Raw genomic sequence first — 15,814 nt, 5'->3', positions numbered from 1 at the left:
AGGCCGCCGCGCAGTCTTCCCTCACCATCAGGGGTCAGGCGGCGCTCGGCACAAGGCGACGGTTGCCGCCAAAGGCCAGTGTGGCGCCTGCCATGACGACCAGCACCATGCCGGCGAGGATGCCGATGTCATGCACGGTCGGCTTGAGCACCATGTCGGCAATGATGACCAGCATCACCGCATAGTCGAAGCGCGCGGCGCTCATCATGCGCTGACCGATGGCGAGAACGGCTGGCGTGACGCCCTCCTTGGCGATCATCGCGCCCATGCGCTCGCCGGTCGGCTTGAAGATCAACATGCCGATCGAAAACGTCGTGGCGTAGCCGGCTAGGCCGATCAGGATCCACAGATCGGAGAAGCCGACCCAGAACCAACACATGATGAGGCCGAAGATCAGCGTCAGCATCGACATCGGCGCAAAAAACCTGCCGCCTAGTTGGCCGCTGGCGCGCATCGCCTGCAGTTTTTCCTCGATGTTGCCCGCCCGTTCGGCAAGCACGCCAAGCAGGAACAGCACGAAGCCGCCGCCGACCCACAGAATAGCCGTGGCGACGTGAAGGAATTTGACGATCGAGTACCAGTCCATGGGTTGCTCCTGCAGTGTTCCGGTCAGGTTTGCGGCGGCGCGGATTGGCGCCGGCCGTCAGAGGAGCGAGCGTTTAGCGCGGCGCCTGTTTCGGAACGATGTCGCGAAAAAACCGGCTCTGTTTCAGCGCAATGAAGAAGCGGCTGAGATAGTAAACGCGCTATCTGATTTCCTGCTAATATACGAATCGTCGGGAGGGGGTTGGCGCGACATCGTCCGGAAACATCGCCGATGCTAGTGCGCTAACGCCGGGAGCCCGGTGGCGACAACAGTCGCCTGACGATCAACCCATTCCCGCAAACGGGAAAAGGCAATTCGAGGGGACATTTATGCAAGGGGTAGCACGGAATTTCTTCACGCTGGCGATCATCTATGCGTTGTGCGGCATGGCGCTCGGCCTGTACATGGCGATCAGCCAGGATCACGGCCAGATGCCGACTCACGCCCACACGATGGTGGCCGGATGGCTGATGTCGGCGGTCTTCGCCTTCTTCTACCATCTGTTTCCGGCAATCGGGCAAAAGACGCTCGCCACCGTTCATTTCTGGCTGACGGCGGTCAGCGGCATCGGCCTGCTGATCGGTCTCTATTTCCTGCTTGCCGGCAATGCCGCGATCGAACCGCTGGTGGCGGCTTCTTCGATGGGCTTCTACGCAGCCTTGCTGCTGTTTGCTTTCATCGCCCTGCCCGCCGTCTGGAAGACGGCCTGAGCTGAGAGGCTCTGAAACGAAGTTCGTTCTGTGCTGTTACGGCACAGGACGGCGACGTTCGGTCAAAAAACATACCCGCCGTTAAGGCTTCATTAAGCTTTACAGGTGTTTACTATGTTCATCCAGTGATCTGGATTCTTACCGAGTGGTTGGAGCCACTTTGTTTGACGCCTCCCTGTTAAACTCCTGAGAGCCGCCTTATCCGCGGCTCTTTTTTTGTCCGCATTTCTCTTTTTGTCCGCATTTTCAGGGGGCATCCCGACAGCCGCTCGGCGTTAACCTTCTGTTAAACATGTGCTTGCCTTCACCGGTGACGAAGCGCATTTTCAAGCTTCAGTCAGATAGGGTTCCGGGTGTATCGGCAGGGAGCCGAATCAGCCGGTTGCAAGTGCAGGGGCGTATCAATGAACGAGCTTTCGAAGGGCAGTGCGAAAACCGTCAAGCTGGCGGAGCGCCGGGTTTTCTCGCAATCCTTCAAGCCGCTTTACCAGGAAGGTATGGGCCTGGTCGAACAGGCGGCGGAATATCTCGACGGCAAGGGCCGGGCCGAGGCGAAGAAACTGTCCAGGCTGGCGGCAACGTTCTATGCCGCCGAATCGATGCGGCTGACCACCAGGCTGATGCAGGTTGCCTCCTGGCTGCTTTTGCAGCGCGCCGCCAATTCCGGCGAGATGACCCGCGACCAGGTCGCATCGGAAAAGTCCAAGGTGCGTCTCGACACCGCTTCCGCCCATGACGAAGCCGCCGGCTGGGCCGAACTGCCCGAGGATTTTCTCGACCTCGTCACCCGCTCGCTGCGCCTGCAGGCACTGGTGCGCCGCATGGACGAGGAGATCTATGGCTCCGGCGCCGTGGTCGATATGCAACCGATGGCCCGTCGCTCCAATCCGGTTTCCGACCAGATCAGCCTGCTGAACACGGCTTTCGCTCGGGGTTAAACCTCGGTCCGCCTTTCTGTTTCCGGTTTGTTCACATTTCGCTGGCATCGCTGTACGCCGGAGGTAAAGTCGGCAAATGGCGGAAGCGATTCGCATCATTGGTATCGATCCGGGGCTTCGGCGCACCGGCTGGGGCATCGTAGAAAGCCTCGGCAATTCGCTGCGCTTCATTGCTTCCGGCACGGTGAAGTCCGACGACAAGGCGGCACTGGCGACGCGGCTGTGCCAATTGCATGACGGGCTGGCCGAGATCCTGCACAGCGCCATGCCGCACGAGGCAGCCGTCGAACAGACCTTCGTCAACAAGGACGCCGTGGCGACGCTGAAGCTCGGCCAGGCACGTGGCATCGCCATGCTGGTGCCGGCGCGTGCGGGCCTGGTCGTTGCCGAATATGCGCCCAACGCGGTCAAGAAGGCGGTGATCGGCGTCGGCCATGGCGACAAGAAGCAGATCCACATGATGGTGAAGGTGCTGTTGCCGAAAGCCATTTTCGATACCGAACATGCCGCCGACGCACTGGCCATCGCCATCTGCCACGCGCATCACCGGCAGAGCGTGGCTTACAGGATGGCGCTGGCCGGGTAGCAATGTTCTTGACTTGTTCACGTAGTTGGAATATTCCTTACTTGTAAGAAAGGTATCTTCCATGCGTGTAACGAGCAAAGGCCAAGTGACGATCCCGAGGGATCTCCGGGAGACATTCGGGATTGGTGCTAACAGCGAAGTTATCTTCGGCATTGAAGGGGGCAAGATCACGATTACGCCCAGGCATGACAGGGGACGGCTGGCGGATCGCGAAAGACTCGATCGTTTTCTCGCTGCGCTTGATCGGCTTGAAGGCAGCGGCGATCAGACAATGAATGCTGACGATGTCATGGCTTTGACTCGGGATCGCTGATCTTGGCGACACTTGTCGACACCAATGTGCTTGTTGATATCGCCGTTCGCGACCCCGTCTGGTCGAAATGGTCGCGGTCGAAAATGGCGGCTGCCCTTGAGAAAGGCAGCCTAGTCATCAATCAGATTATCTACGCCGAGTTTTCGATGCGCTATGAGGCGATAGATGATGTAGATGATGCCTTGCCCGAAGATGAGTTCCGGCGCGAAGGGCTCCCATTCGAGGCGGCCTTTGCGGCGTCGAGAGCGTTTTCGGTCTATCGGCGGCTTGGCGGATCTCGAGAGCAGGTGATGCCCGACTTCCTGATAGGTGCCCACGCTGCCATCCGAGGGTACCCCATTCTTACTCGCGATCCTGCGGGTTTCAGAAAGTACTTTCCAGATGTCGAGCTCATTACGCCCGATACTCATCCTTAGCGAGGGCTGCGTCCAATGATCGGCAAGCTCAAGGGCACGCTCGACGAGGTCGACGAGGATCATTGCCTCGTCGATATCCATGGCGTCGGCTATGTCGCCTATTGCTCGGCGCGCACGCTGGCCGCGCTGCCTTCGCCCGGCGAGGCAGTGTTGCTGTTCATCGAGACCTATGTGCGCGAGGACATGCTGCGGCTGTACGGCTTCCACTCGGTGCTGGAGCGTGAGTGGTTCCGGTTACTGATGAACAATGTGCCGGGCGTCGGCGCCAAGGTGGCGCTGGCGATCCTGTCGACGCTGGCGCCGGCCGACCTCGCCAATGCGATCGCACTACGCGACATCGCCATGGTTTCGCGCGCGCCCGGCGTCGGCAAGAAGGTGGCCGAGCGCATCGTCACCGAGTTGAAGAACAAGGCGCCGGCCTATGCCGGAACCGCCTCGGGCACCATCGGCCTGAAGCAGGAACTCGGCGACGGCGTGGCGTCCGCGCCGATCACCGATGCCGTCTCGGCGCTGGTCAATCTCGGCTATTCGCGCGACACGGCCGCCAATGCGGTGGCTGCGGCGCTGAAGACGGCGGGCGAGGATGCGGATGCGCCGAAATTGATCCGCTTCGGGTTGAAGGAACTGGCGCGGTGAGCCGTCGCTTGTTCAGCTCCTTGCCGTATGCAAGGAAGGCGACATGAGCCTGTCGCCCCGCCTGATTGCGCCGGAAAAACGCGGCGAGGATGCCGAGCAGACCTTGCGGCCGCAGACGCTTGACGATTTTGTCGGCCAGGCGGCGGTGCGGGCCAATCTCAAAGTGTTCATCGAGGCCGCCAAGGGCCGCAACGAGGCACTCGACCATGTGCTGTTCGTCGGACCGCCCGGCCTCGGCAAGACGACGCTGGCGCAGATCATGGCGCGAGAACTCGGCGTCAATTTCCGCTCAACCTCCGGCCCGGTCATCGCCAAGGCCGGCGATCTTGCCGCGCTGCTGACCAATCTCGAGGAAGGCGACGTGCTGTTCATCGACGAGATCCACCGGCTGAGCCCGGCTGTGGAGGAAATCCTCTATCCGGCGATGGAGGATTTCCAGCTCGACCTGATCATCGGCGAGGGACCGGCGGCGCGCTCGGTCAAGATCGACCTCGCCCGTTTCACTCTGGTCGCCGCCACCACGCGGCTTGGCTTGCTGACCAATCCGCTGCGAGACCGTTTCGGCATTCCGGTGCGGCTCAATTTCTACACGGTCGAGGAGCTGGAGCAGATCGTGCGGCGCGGTGCCCGCATCCTGCAAATGCCGCTCGGCGACGATGGCGCGCTGGAGATCGCGCGGCGTGCGCGCGGCACGCCGCGCATCGCCGGCCGGCTGCTGCGCCGCGTGCGCGATTTCGCCTCGGTGGCCGGCGACGGCCATGTCGACCGCAAGATCGCCGACGAGGCCTTGACCCGGCTGGAGGTCGATGCGCTCGGCCTCGACGCGCTCGACAGGCGGTACCTGTCGATGATCGCGCGCAATTTCGGCGGCGGCCCGGTCGGCATCGAGACGATCGCCGCCGGCCTGTCCGAACCGCGCGACGCCATCGAGGACATCATCGAGCCCTATCTGATCCAGCAGGGCTTCATCCAGCGCACGCCGCGCGGCCGCATGCTGACGGCCAATGCCTGGCGCCATCTCGGCCTCGACGCGCCGAAGGATCTGGCGCAGCAGCAGATCAACCTGTTCCAGGAGGAGTAACGGACATTTGTTCTTCGGAACGGCTTGCCTGCGCAAAAACTGCTCGCCTCGGCCAAGGTGAAGGCGCAATTGCCGGCTTTAAGGCAAGCCTTGCTTGATTCAATTGCCATCCCAAGGGCTGGGGCTGACCGATGATCACCAGACGAGGTTTCCTGCGCCTCATCGGCGGGTCGTTCCTGTCGATGGCGGCGCTTAGCGCCTATGCGGTCGGCATCGAGCCGATGCTGCTGACGCATGTGAAGCCCTATTCCCTGGCGCCGCCGCACTGGCCGGTGGGTCTCAAGCTGCGCGTCGTCGCGCTCGCCGACATCCATGCCTGCCGTCCGTGGATGACGCCGGAGCGGATCGTTTCGCTGGTTGAACGGGCGAACGCTCTTCAGCCGGACCTGATCGTGCTCCTCGGCGACTATGTCGACGGAATGCGCTTGGTGACGGCCGACGTGTCCGCGTCTGACTGGGCCTCGGCTCTGTCACGGCTGAAGGCGCCGCTCGGCGTCTTGTCGATCCTCGGCAATCACGACTGGTGGCACGATCGTGCCGCCCAAGCGGCCGGGGCCGGGCCGACCGTGGCGCGCAAGGCGCTCGAGGGCGTCGGCATCCCGGTGCTGGAAAACGATGTCGTGCGCCTGGAAAAGGATGGTCACGGCTTCTGGATTGCCGGGCTTGCCGACCAGCTGGCCTTGCGGCCGAGCAAAGTCCGGGGTCGTACCGGCTTCAAAGGCCTGGACGATCTCGATGGCACGCTTGCCAAGGCGAGCGACGGCGCGCCCGTCATCCTGCTCGCGCATGAGCCCGACATCTTTCCGAAGGTGCCGTGGCGGGTCTCGCTGACCCTGTCCGGCCACACCCATGGCGGACAAATTCGGCTGTTCGGCTATTCGCCTGTCGTGCCGTCGCGTTTCGGCAATCGCTACGCCTATGGCCATGTCGTCGAGAACGACCGCAATCTGATCGTCTCTGGCGGGCTCGGTTTCAGCATATTGCCGGTGCGTTTTGGAATGCGCCCGGAAATCCTGTCGATCGACCTTGGCTAGAGCATGATCCCGAAAAGTGGAAACCGGTTTTCTCGGACAAACGGTTTCCGTTTGTCCGGAGATCATGCTCCAACAAGATCCAGATCGCCTCAGTGAAGCGACTTGATCACATCCATCACATCCGGCTCGGCCTTGTCGCCGTTGAAGGCATCGACGATGCCGAAGGCGCCGCCATAGCTCCACACCGACCATGAGAAGCCATGCGCTTCGGCGCGCGCGATCATGTCCCTGACATAGGCTGCCCGGTATTCCGCAGGCATCACATAGGCGTTGCCGTATTCCTGGCGGATCATGCCGAACTCGCCCAGCGTGATGTTTTCCGGCTTCACGCCGTTGGCCTTCGCCCACGCCTCGACCTTTTTGAACGGCGTATCCATCAAGCCGAGCAGTCTGTCGGGGCTGTCCATGCTGGCAACCTGTTCATCGAGATAGGCAAGCAGGCCGCTCTGCCGTGTCCACGGCGCCTCGGCCTTGATCCTGGCGCGGATGGTGTCGAGCGTCATGTCGAGCTGTGCCCGCGGCACCGCGGTCAGGGGATAGGGCAGGCCTGTCACATAGGGGATGAAGTCGCCGGCCCAGGTCGCGTCCTGATGGGTGAGCAGGAACGGATCATAGGAATGGAAGGTCCAGATGACGTTATCGTCCGGGATCGTCTTCGGGTCGATCTTCTCCAGCGAGCTCGCGGCGGAATAGCAGGCGCCGGTCAGCACCAGGGTCAGTTTCGTCGCCGAGGATCGCGCCGTGGCGAACAGTTTGCGCTGGCGGTCCGGCCACAGGCTGGTGCCGTCGCTGTCGCAATCGACGATCGGCTCGTTCATCGGCTCGAAAGCCACTTGGGCGGGATCTTCACTCGCCAGCATGCGGGCCATCCTGCGCACCATCTCGACATAGGCGTCGAAGGTCCGCGGGTCGTCCATCACTTGCGCCATGCCGATTTTGCGGCTGCCGCCGGCCGGGATCAGGTGCATGTCGACGACCACCTTCAGCCCGGCGCGGTTGATCATGTGCACCGAGTCCAGCACGCTGGCATAGAGATCGTCGCGCAACGCCACGGCCTGGGCGGACAGGAAGGGCGAGGGGTCGACCGGCATGCGCAGGAAATCGAAGCCCGCGTCCTTCAGTGCCTTGAGGTCGTCCTCCCCAAGAAATTTCCGCCATTCCGGATAGGGCAGGATGGCCTTGGCGTCGCCCCATTGGTCCTCGCCCGGCCACGTGACCCACTGGTCCAGGTTGAGACCGCGCTTCATCGAGAAGCTCGCCGCCTGGCTTGGCAGTGCCAGAGCCGCCAGCACGAGCAGCGCCGCCGTCAAGGTCTTGATCATCGCCGCCAACAGTGCCATCCGATGCTGTGTCACGCGGGAACAGGTGCCCCGTCGGGGCTGAAAAAGGAAGCGCAATGGGCGATCATGGTGAATCGGCGACGCTGCTGGCCGGGCTTTCCGGCGCGCTGACGGCGTTCGGCCACCGGCTGATGGCGCGGGTCTACTACGCCGACACCGATTTCTCAGGCGTCGTCTACCATGCACGCTATCTCGAATTCTTCGAACGCGGCCGCTCCGACTATCTGAGGCTCACCGGCGTGCACCACACCGAGCTCGCCGACGGCAAGCATGGCGAAAGAATAGTCTGGGTGGTGCGCCGCATGGAGATCGACTTTCGCGGCCCGGCCCGCATCGACGACATCCTGACGGTCGACACCCGCACCGAGGATATTTCCGGCGCGCGCATCTTCATGGCGCAGCAGCTCAAGCGCGGCGACGAGGTGCTGGTCGAGGCCAAGGTCGAGGCGGCGATCATCGGCGAGAATGGCCGCCCAAGGCGCTTTCCCAGGGAGTGGGTGGCGGCGTTCATGCCCAAGTCTCCTGCTTCGGCTGATTGAACGGATTTGCCCGGCAGCGGAGCTTGCGCGCGTCAGAAAATAGTATGACAGTGTCATACATTGTGCTACAGGGGTAGGACAAGGAAGACATTCGCCATGAGAACCAGCAAACCAATAAGCGTGACGCTCGGACGCCAGCAGAACAGCCTGGACGCCCGCCTGGCGTCGGGAGCGTATGATTCCGCGAGCGAAGTCATGCGTGCCGCGCTTCGCGCCCTTGACCGCGAGGAGCAGGTCATCACCGCCATCATGCGAGCCAAAGTGCAGGAAGCTCTCGACGATCCTCGCCCGGATATCCCGGCCGAGGACGTGTTCAAGGCATTGCGCGAGCACCATGCAGACCGCATGAAGATCGCCAAGCGTGACGCATAAGGTCGTTTTCAGACCCTCGGCGCGGTCCGACCTCTTTGCCATTTACAATTACATCGAAAAGGAAAACGGTGCCGCGCGCGCCGGTGGCTATATCGACCGCATTGAGGCGGCGTGCATGGCGCTGTCGACGTTTCCGGAACGCGGCTCCGTTCGCGACGCCATCGGACCCGGGATCCGGGTCGTTGGCTTTGAACGGCGCGCGTCGATCCTGTTCCGGGTCGACGGAGAGCAGGTGCTCATCCTGCGTGTTCTCTATGGCGGGCAGGACTACCCTCACCACGTGGACGAGACGGACTCCTAGCCTGTGGAAGCGCATCGGTCCGCCACCAGGCGTGGCAATGCGCCGCGCCTTATATACTAACCCATCCTTAACCATAACGGTTCATGAAGAGATTGGTGAAGATTGGCGTTATCGGAGCGCCTTCCTTTCACCAATATTTGCCCCGAAAAGGCCGAGAACGGCACAGTTTGGGGTTGTTCCGGTAGCTTCGTGCGAACCGACCACAAGGGATGCCAGGGGCCAGCCGCCAGCTTCGCCCGGAAAATCTTAAGGACGTAACGATGGAAAATATCGCACTCGCCGACCCGGGCGCGCAATTGTCGGTTTGGTCGCTGTTCATTTCGGCCAGCTGGGTGGTCAAGCTGGTCATGATCGGCCTGCTCTGCGCCTCGGTCTGGACCTGGGCGATCATCGTCGACAAGCTGGTTACCTACGCCCGCATGCGGCTGGCGCTCAACCGGTTCGAGCAGGTGTTCTGGTCGGGGCAGTCGCTGGAGGAGCTTTACCGTACGCTTGCCGACCGCAAGACCACCGGCATGGGCGCCATTTTCGTGGCTGCGATGCGCGAGTGGAAGAAGAGCTTCGAGAAGGGCGCGAAAACGCCGCTCGGCCTGCAGACCCGCATCGACAAGGCGATGGACCTGGCGCTGACCCGCGAAATGGAGAAGCTCGAGGGCCGCCTCGGCTTCCTCGCCACCACCGGCTCGGCGGCACCCTTCATCGGCCTGTTCGGCACCGTCATCGGCATCATGACGTCGTTCCAGGCGATCGCCGGGTCCAAGAACACCAGTCTCGCGGTGGTTGCGCCCGGCATCGCCGAAGCGCTGCTGGCGACGGCCATCGGCCTGCTCGCCGCCATTCCCGCCGTCATCGCCTACAACAAGCTGTCGTCCGACGCGAGCAAGATAGCCGTGCGCATGGAAGGGTTCTCCGACGAGTTCTCCGCCATACTCTCGCGCCAAATCGATGAAAAAGTGGCCCCCAAGGCCTGAGGAGTAGCAGATGGGTATGTCCATGGGCATGGGAGGACGCGGCGGGCGCGGCCACAGGCGGCGCGGCCGTCACCATGCACTGATGTCCGAGATCAACGTCACGCCGATGGTCGACGTGATGCTGGTGCTGCTGATCATCTTCATGGTCGCGGCACCGATGCTGACGGTCGGCGTGCCGATCGACCTGCCGGACACGCAGGCCAAGGCTATGAATGCCGACACGCAGCCGATCACCGTCTCGATCAACGCCGCTGGCCAGATCTATCTGCAGGAAACCGAGATCCCGATCGAGGAGCTGGTGGCCAAGCTGCAGGCAATCTCGAAGACCGGTTATGAAGAGCGCATCTTCATCCGCGGCGACAAGTCCACCGACTATGGCACGGCGATGAAGGTGATGGCCCACATTTCGGCCGCCGGCTACAAGAATATCGGCCTCGTTTCGCTGCAGGAACAGGATCAGTAGACAAGAAGATGAAGACCGGCCTCACCACATCGGTGATCTTGCATGCGGCGGCGCTGACCTTCGGCCTGTTCACGCTGACGGCGCCGGCCGCGCTTCCGTCCTCCGACGTCGAGTCGGTCGCGGTCGACATCGTGCCGATGGAAGCCATTGCGCAGACGCTGCAGGGCGACAAGAAGGCCGTGATGCATGAAAAGCCGGCACCTGTGCCGACGCAGCGCCCGGACATCGTGCCGGATGCGCAGAAGGTCGGCGAGAACAGCGCCGATACCGACAAGCCGATAACGCCGGAAGCCAAGCCAAAGCCCGTCGACATGACCTCGGCTCCGCCGCCCGCGCCGACCCCGATCGAGAAGCCGAAGCCCGAGGACGTGCCGAAGCCGCAGGAAAAGCCGAAGCCTATTCCGGCAACCGAAGTGGCGCCGGCGCCGACGCCCAAGGAAGAGGTCAAGCCAGAGCCGGTCAAGCAGACCGAGCCCAAACCGACACCGGCCAAGCCGGCGCCGACCCCGCCGCCGCAGGACAAGACCGCCGCCATCGATCCGACGCCCGAGGTCAAACCAGATGCCGTGGCCGAGGCCATAGCGCAGGAGCCGCCCGCCGAGGCGACGCAGTTGCCGGACTCGGCGCCCGCGCCGGAAGCGCGGCCGAAGCCGCAGCCGGCTCAGGCCGAGAGCGCCAAGGCGCCGGAGCGCAAGGATGCCGACAAGCCGGTCAAGGAAGCGTCGTCGAAGCCGAAGTCCGACGACAAGCAATTCAACGCCGACGAGATCTCCGCTCTCCTCGACAAGCAGAAGCCATCCGGCGGCGGCGCCAAGCGCTCGACCCAGCAAGCATCGCTTGGCGGCGACAAGGATCAGGGCCAGAAGCTTTCCAGGTCCGAAATGGGCGCCCTGGAAAGCCAGCTTGGCGGCTGCTGGACGCTTCCTGTCGGCCTTGAAGGTTCCGAGAATTTCGTCGTCGTGGTGCGGTTCAACCTGGATGCCTCCGGCAAGCTGGACGGGCGCCCGGCGGTCGAGAAGTCGAGCGGAAACCGTCAGTTCGACGAAAGTGCCGTTCGCGCGGTGCAAAAATGCGATGTCACCGGCCTGCAGGTTCCGGCCGGCAAGCAGGACATCTGGGCCGACGTCCGCGTCACCTTCGATCCAAGGGAGATGCTCGGCCTCTAGAGCCTGAGTATCCGAAAATCAGTATGAGAAGCGAGAAGACATGAAATCAATCCTCAAGCCGCTCCTGATGGTCGCAGCAATGGCGATGGGCATGACCGCGGCCGGCACGTTGCCGGCGCTGGCGCTCGTCGAGCTCAACGTCAACAAGGGTAATGTCGAGCCGCTGCCGATCGCCATCACGGATTTCCAGGGCGGCGACGCGCTTGGTGCCCAGATTTCGCAGATCGTCACCGCCGACCTGAAGCGTTCGGGCCTGTTCGCGCCGATCGACAAGAGCGCCTTTATCGAGAAGATCACCAACCCCGATGCAGCCCCGCGCTTCGACGACTGGAAGGTGATCAACGCGCAGGCGCTGGTCACCGGCAGCGTCAGCAAGGAAGCCGACGGCCGCATCCGCGCCCAATACCGGCTGTGGGATACCTTTGCCGGCCAGCAGATGTCCGGCGAGCAGTTCTTCGCCAACGACGCCAATCAGCGCCGCGTCGCCCACATCATCGCCGATGCCATCTATGAGCGGTTGACCGGCGAAAAGGGCTATTTCGACACCCGCGTCGTCTTCATCGACGAATCCGGCGCCAAGAACGCGCGCAAGAAGCGGCTCGCCATCATGGATCAGGACGGCGCCAACGTCCGCTATCTCTCGGACGGCAGGTCGATCGTGCTGACGCCGCGTTTCTCGCCGAACCGGCAGGAAATCACCTACATGTCCTATGAAAGCGGCCAGCCGCGGGTCTACCTCTTGCAGATCGAGACCGGCCAGCGCGAACTGGTCGGCAATTTCCCCGGCATGACCTTTGCGCCGCGCTTTTCGCCCGACGGCCAGAAGGTGATCATGAGCCTGCTGCGCGACGACGGCAATTCCAACATCTTCGCCATGGATCTGCGCAGCCGCTCGACGACGCGGTTGACCAATTCGACCGCCATCGACACCTCGCCGTCCTATTCGCCCGACGGCAGCAAGGTGGTGTTCACCTCCGACCGTGGCGGCCGCGCGCAGATCTACGTGATGGGCGCCGACGGCTCGGGCCAGACCCGCATCTCCTTCGGCGACGGCGTCTATTCGACGCCGGTGTGGTCGCCGCGCGGCGACCTCATCGCCTTCACCAAGCAGACAGGCGGCGAATTCCAGATCGGCGTCATGAAGACCGATGGTTCGGGCGAGCGCATCCTGTCATCCGGCTTCCAGCAGGAGGGACCGACCTGGGCGCCGAACGGCCGCGTGCTGATGTTCTTCCGCGATTCCGCCGGGGGCCCCAAACTGGTTTCGGTCGATCTTACCGGACGCAACGAGCAATCGATCCCGACGGCGAATTTCGCTTCGGACCCGGCCTGGTCGCCGCTGCTGGAGTAAGAGACGAATTGGAGAAATGAAGAATTGAAGAGATGGAGAAACCGGGGAATTATATTAAGCGTGCGAAGGATCTAGAAGTCTATAAGCGCACTTATGCGGTTTCTCTTGACGTACATAAAGCTACGCTCGCTTTCCCGAAGATTGAGCAATACGCACTGGCCGATCAGTTGCGTCGTTCCAGCAAGGGAATCTGCGCCAATTTGGCTGAGGGATTTGCCAAACAGAGCCACTCCAAGCCGGAATTTGCACGGTTCATTTCGATGGCCATGGGGTCATGCAGTGAGGTGGAGACGTGGATTTCGTACGCGTTCGACCTGGAATACATCGGCCGAGCGCAATGCGACGAGTGGCTGCAAGCATATGCGCATGTCTACGGCATGCTGATCAATCTGAGAGAAAAGCTGAAGTGAATTGTCCCGTCGGGTTCGTCATTTCTTCAATTCCTCAGCTCTTCAATTCCCCTTTTTCCATCACCTCGTCGCGTTTTGGCCGTATTTGCGCCTAGGGTCCGCGTGAAATGTGGCTTCAGGCCAAACGGCTGCGGACGGGCAGCTTAAACCAAAATTTAACCGTGTTTCTTGAATACCGGTTAACCCAAACGTGGTTACTGGGTGATCAACGAAATCACTCGAATACGATCACTCGAAATACGAAGGAGAGGCGGCATGGGCCGTATCGCAGCACTTACCAGAAACCCGGTCATGATCGCGCTGGTGGCGATGCTCGCCATTGCCGGTTGCGCCTCGAAGAAGACGCCGAACAACGCGGCTGACCTTGGCCTTAACGGCGCGGGTGCTGCAACACCCGGCTCGGCGCAGGACTTCACCGTCAATATCGGCGACCGCATCTTCTTCGATACGGACTCGACCTCGATCCGTGCCGATGCGCAAACGACGCTGGCTCGCCAGGCGCAGTGGCTGAACCAGTACAAGCAGTATGCCATCGTCGTCGAAGGCCATGCCGACGAACGCGGCACACGTGAATACAATCTGGCGCTCGGCGCCCGCCGCGCCGCCGCCACCCGCGACTTCCTCGTCGCCAAGGGTGTCTCGGCCAGCCGTCTCAAGACCATTTCCTACGGCAAGGAACGTCCGGTCGCGGTGTGCGACGACATCTCCTGCTGGTCGCAGAACCGCCGTGCGGTCACCACGCTCAGCGGCGCCGGTTCCTGAGGCATCAGCCGACCGGCGCGTCAAAAGAACGCGCGACGGTCTAGCGGCAAAAATGCAACATATCTATGCGAAAGGCGGCCCCAGGGCCGCCTTTTCCATATCCGGATGCCCGAAACAAAATTTGGCCGAAGTCTCGGCTCCTGCTATGAGCCGAGGGCGCTTGGCTGGTCCCATTCTGATTGGAAGGCGCGAACAAGCTAACGAAATCACGGCGAGAGGCACATGCATTTGAGATCGGTTCTGAGCGGCACGCTTGCGCTGCTGCTCCTATCAGGCGTCACCGCCCTGGCTAGCGGCTTGGGGGCTAGCGGCACAGGGCAATCAACCGACAGCGGCTTTTCCTTCCATCTGCCCAGCATCGAATTGCCCAGCCTTTTCGGCCAGAAGAAGAAGCCGGATCAGGTCCAGATGGTGCAGTCCGATCCTGCCGCTGTCACCAGCCTGGAAGAGCAGCTGCGGCAGATGAACGGCAAGATCGAGGAACTCAATTTCCAGGTCCTGCAGATGCAGGAGCAGATCCGCAAGCAGCAGGAAGACAACGAATTCCGCTTCCAGCAGCTTGAAGGCGGCGGCACGCAAGGCGGACAGCCGCCGGCACAGAAGAAATCGGACGCCGCCACCGGCACCGACACCGACGTGGCAGCGGCCCCGGCAACACAGGCGCCGGCCGATGCCGGCGCCGCGCCCGCCAACGATCAGTCGGCAGGCGGCAAGACGGTCCAGGACGTCATCGTCGAATCACCCGATGGCGACCCCGGCAAGGTCATTCCCGGTACGGGCGCGCCGGAAAAGACATTTGGCACCATCACCGTCGACAAGAACGGCAATGTCATCGATGCCGGCGGAAACACGCAGGCGACCGCGCCGGCGCAGGACACCGCGCCAGCCACCGGCGCGCCGGCCAAGGCCGGCAAATCCGACACGGTGATCGCGGCGTTGCCCGCCACCAACGACCCGGAGGAGCTCTACCGCAACTCCTACCAGTTCATCCTCTCGGGCGATTACGGCACCGCCGAACAGGGTTTTCGCGACCACATAGCCCGCTTCCCCAAGGATGCGAAGGCGGCGGACGCGCATTACTGGCTGGGCGAGTCGCTGCTTGGCCAGCAGAAATACCGCGACGCCGCCGAGACTTTCCTTGCCGCCAGCAAGGACTACCCCAAGGCCAAGAAGGCTCCCGACATGTTGCTGAAGCTCGGCGTGTCGCTGGTCGGCCTCAAGCAGCATGACGTTGCCTGCGCCACCTTCAGCGAGGTCGGCAAGCGTTACCCTGATATTTCCAGTGCGCTCAAGGAACGCGTCAAGCAGGAGAAGGCTCTGGCCGCGTGCTGACCCTTCTGATGCATGTCGTTGTCCCAAAACCGGGGCCACTTTTGCGCGACACGCATTGATGCTCGACACCGAGCCTGATCTTTCGACCAGAATTTTTTCGCATATCGATTTTACCAGCGGCGCTGTTGCGGCCGTGTCCGGCGGCAGCGACTCGACCGCCCTGCTCCTTCTTCTCAAACATCATCTCGACCGCACGGCGCCGGCAACGAAGCTGCTGGCGGTGACGATCGACCACGGTTTGCGACCCGGTTCGGCAGCGGAGGCGCAAGCGGTGGCCAAGCTGTGCGCCACATATGGAATTCCACACCGCATCCTGGCATGGTCAGGCCCCAAGCCGTCGACCGGCCTGCCCGCCGCCGCGCGGGAGGCGCGCTACCGGCTGCTGGCCGAGGCGGCACAAGCGGAAGGCATCGGCCTGATCCTCACCGGCCATACCGCCGACGACCAGGCGGAGACGGTGCTGATGCGGCACGCGCGGGATGGTGGCCGAGGCCATGCCGGCATGGC

21 protein-coding genes are annotated in these 15,814 nt (G+C 62.4%); 19 read left to right on the top strand and 2 right to left on the bottom strand.

Annotated features, from left to right (window positions below):
• Positions 1–34: 34 nt before the first annotated feature.
• On the bottom strand, positions 35–586 hold the full coding sequence (locus tag FCU66_RS21660; protein WP_136618429.1) for a DUF2269 family protein: 552 nt from the start codon (positions 584–586) through the stop codon (positions 35–37).
• Between the two features lie 329 nt (positions 587–915).
• Between FCU66_RS21660 and FCU66_RS21655 the strand changes: the two genes are divergently transcribed.
• From FCU66_RS21655 to FCU66_RS21620, 8 genes are all read left to right on the top strand, one after another.
• Positions 916–1,296: a cbb3-type cytochrome c oxidase subunit I gene (locus FCU66_RS21655; RefSeq protein ID WP_136618428.1), complete on the top strand. Its 381-nt coding sequence runs from the start codon at positions 916–918 to the stop codon at positions 1,294–1,296.
• Positions 1,297–1,700: 404 nt separating this feature from the next.
• Positions 1,701–2,234, top strand: coding sequence for a protease adaptor protein RcdA (gene rcdA / locus FCU66_RS21650; RefSeq protein WP_136618427.1), 534 nt, complete (start codon positions 1,701–1,703; stop codon positions 2,232–2,234).
• A gap of 76 nt (positions 2,235–2,310) precedes the next feature.
• Positions 2,311–2,820, top strand: a complete 510-nt coding sequence (gene ruvC, locus FCU66_RS21645) for a crossover junction endodeoxyribonuclease RuvC (protein ID WP_127261669.1) — start codon at positions 2,311–2,313, stop codon at positions 2,818–2,820.
• Between the two features lie 61 nt (positions 2,821–2,881).
• Positions 2,882–3,133 (top strand): AbrB/MazE/SpoVT family DNA-binding domain-containing protein, encoded by a 252-nt coding sequence (locus FCU66_RS21640; protein WP_136618426.1) that lies wholly within the window; start codon positions 2,882–2,884, stop codon positions 3,131–3,133.
• A gap of 2 nt (positions 3,134–3,135) precedes the next feature.
• Positions 3,136–3,549 carry a type II toxin-antitoxin system VapC family toxin gene (locus tag FCU66_RS21635; protein WP_136618425.1) on the top strand — a complete coding sequence of 138 codons (414 nt, stop codon included), beginning with the start codon at positions 3,136–3,138 and terminating at the stop codon, positions 3,547–3,549.
• Positions 3,550–3,564: 15 nt separating this feature from the next.
• Positions 3,565–4,185 carry a Holliday junction branch migration protein RuvA gene (ruvA, locus tag FCU66_RS21630; protein WP_136618424.1) on the top strand — a complete coding sequence of 207 codons (621 nt, stop codon included), beginning with the start codon at positions 3,565–3,567 and terminating at the stop codon, positions 4,183–4,185.
• A gap of 43 nt (positions 4,186–4,228) precedes the next feature.
• Positions 4,229–5,266, top strand: coding sequence for a Holliday junction branch migration DNA helicase RuvB (ruvB, locus tag FCU66_RS21625; RefSeq protein ID WP_023811851.1), 1,038 nt, complete (start codon positions 4,229–4,231; stop codon positions 5,264–5,266).
• 131 nt (positions 5,267–5,397) lie between these two features.
• Positions 5,398–6,300, top strand: coding sequence for a metallophosphoesterase (locus tag FCU66_RS21620; protein WP_136618423.1), 903 nt, complete (start codon positions 5,398–5,400; stop codon positions 6,298–6,300).
• An 89-nt stretch (positions 6,301–6,389) separates the two neighbouring features.
• On the opposite strand, the gene FCU66_RS21615 is transcribed toward FCU66_RS21620, so the two are convergent.
• Entirely contained in the window at positions 6,390–7,640 is a 1,251-nt protein-coding gene (locus FCU66_RS21615; RefSeq protein WP_136618422.1) for a glycoside hydrolase family 5 protein, read from the bottom strand.
• A gap of 56 nt (positions 7,641–7,696) precedes the next feature.
• Between FCU66_RS21615 and ybgC the strand changes: the two genes are divergently transcribed.
• From ybgC to tilS, 11 genes are all read left to right on the top strand, one after another.
• Complete coding sequence (gene ybgC / locus FCU66_RS21610) at positions 7,697–8,179, top strand: tol-pal system-associated acyl-CoA thioesterase (protein ID WP_136618421.1); 483 nt, start codon at positions 7,697–7,699, stop codon at positions 8,177–8,179.
• 96 nt (positions 8,180–8,275) lie between these two features.
• Positions 8,276–8,551 carry a type II toxin-antitoxin system ParD family antitoxin gene (locus FCU66_RS21605; protein ID WP_136618420.1) on the top strand — a complete coding sequence of 92 codons (276 nt, stop codon included), beginning with the start codon at positions 8,276–8,278 and terminating at the stop codon, positions 8,549–8,551.
• Positions 8,541–8,852, top strand: coding sequence for a type II toxin-antitoxin system RelE/ParE family toxin (locus tag FCU66_RS21600; protein WP_136618419.1), 312 nt, complete (start codon positions 8,541–8,543; stop codon positions 8,850–8,852). The genes FCU66_RS21605 and FCU66_RS21600 overlap by 11 nt, the downstream gene beginning before the upstream one ends.
• 260 nt (positions 8,853–9,112) lie before the next feature.
• Complete coding sequence (gene tolQ / locus FCU66_RS21595; RefSeq protein ID WP_136618418.1) at positions 9,113–9,823, top strand: protein TolQ; 711 nt, start codon at positions 9,113–9,115, stop codon at positions 9,821–9,823.
• Between the two features lie 10 nt (positions 9,824–9,833).
• Positions 9,834–10,286: a protein TolR gene (gene tolR, locus FCU66_RS21590; RefSeq protein ID WP_136618417.1), complete on the top strand. Its 453-nt coding sequence runs from the start codon at positions 9,834–9,836 to the stop codon at positions 10,284–10,286.
• A gap of 8 nt (positions 10,287–10,294) precedes the next feature.
• On the top strand, positions 10,295–11,452 hold the full coding sequence (locus tag FCU66_RS21585) for an energy transducer TonB family protein (RefSeq protein ID WP_136618416.1): 1,158 nt from the start codon (positions 10,295–10,297) through the stop codon (positions 11,450–11,452).
• A gap of 40 nt (positions 11,453–11,492) precedes the next feature.
• Positions 11,493–12,803: a Tol-Pal system beta propeller repeat protein TolB gene (tolB, locus tag FCU66_RS21580; RefSeq protein WP_136618415.1), complete on the top strand. Its 1,311-nt coding sequence runs from the start codon at positions 11,493–11,495 to the stop codon at positions 12,801–12,803.
• Positions 12,804–12,835: 32 nt separating this feature from the next.
• Positions 12,836–13,213, top strand: a complete 378-nt coding sequence (locus FCU66_RS21575) for a four helix bundle protein (protein ID WP_136618414.1) — start codon at positions 12,836–12,838, stop codon at positions 13,211–13,213.
• A 255-nt stretch (positions 13,214–13,468) separates the two neighbouring features.
• Positions 13,469–13,975, top strand: coding sequence for a peptidoglycan-associated lipoprotein Pal (gene pal, locus FCU66_RS21570; RefSeq protein ID WP_109664780.1), 507 nt, complete (start codon positions 13,469–13,471; stop codon positions 13,973–13,975).
• A 222-nt stretch (positions 13,976–14,197) separates the two neighbouring features.
• Positions 14,198–15,307 carry a tol-pal system protein YbgF gene (gene ybgF, locus FCU66_RS21565; protein WP_136618413.1) on the top strand — a complete coding sequence of 370 codons (1,110 nt, stop codon included), beginning with the start codon at positions 14,198–14,200 and terminating at the stop codon, positions 15,305–15,307.
• A gap of 58 nt (positions 15,308–15,365) precedes the next feature.
• On the top strand, positions 15,366–15,814 hold a 449-nt coding region (tilS, locus tag FCU66_RS21560), incomplete at its 3' end, for a tRNA lysidine(34) synthetase TilS (RefSeq protein WP_136625444.1).

Source organism: Mesorhizobium norvegicum (assembly GCF_004919685.1).
Classification (GTDB): domain Bacteria; phylum Pseudomonadota; class Alphaproteobacteria; order Rhizobiales; family Rhizobiaceae; genus Mesorhizobium; species Mesorhizobium norvegicum.
The sequence above is the reverse complement of the archived record's forward strand: the minus strand, read 5'-3'. Positions and strand labels throughout refer to the sequence as shown.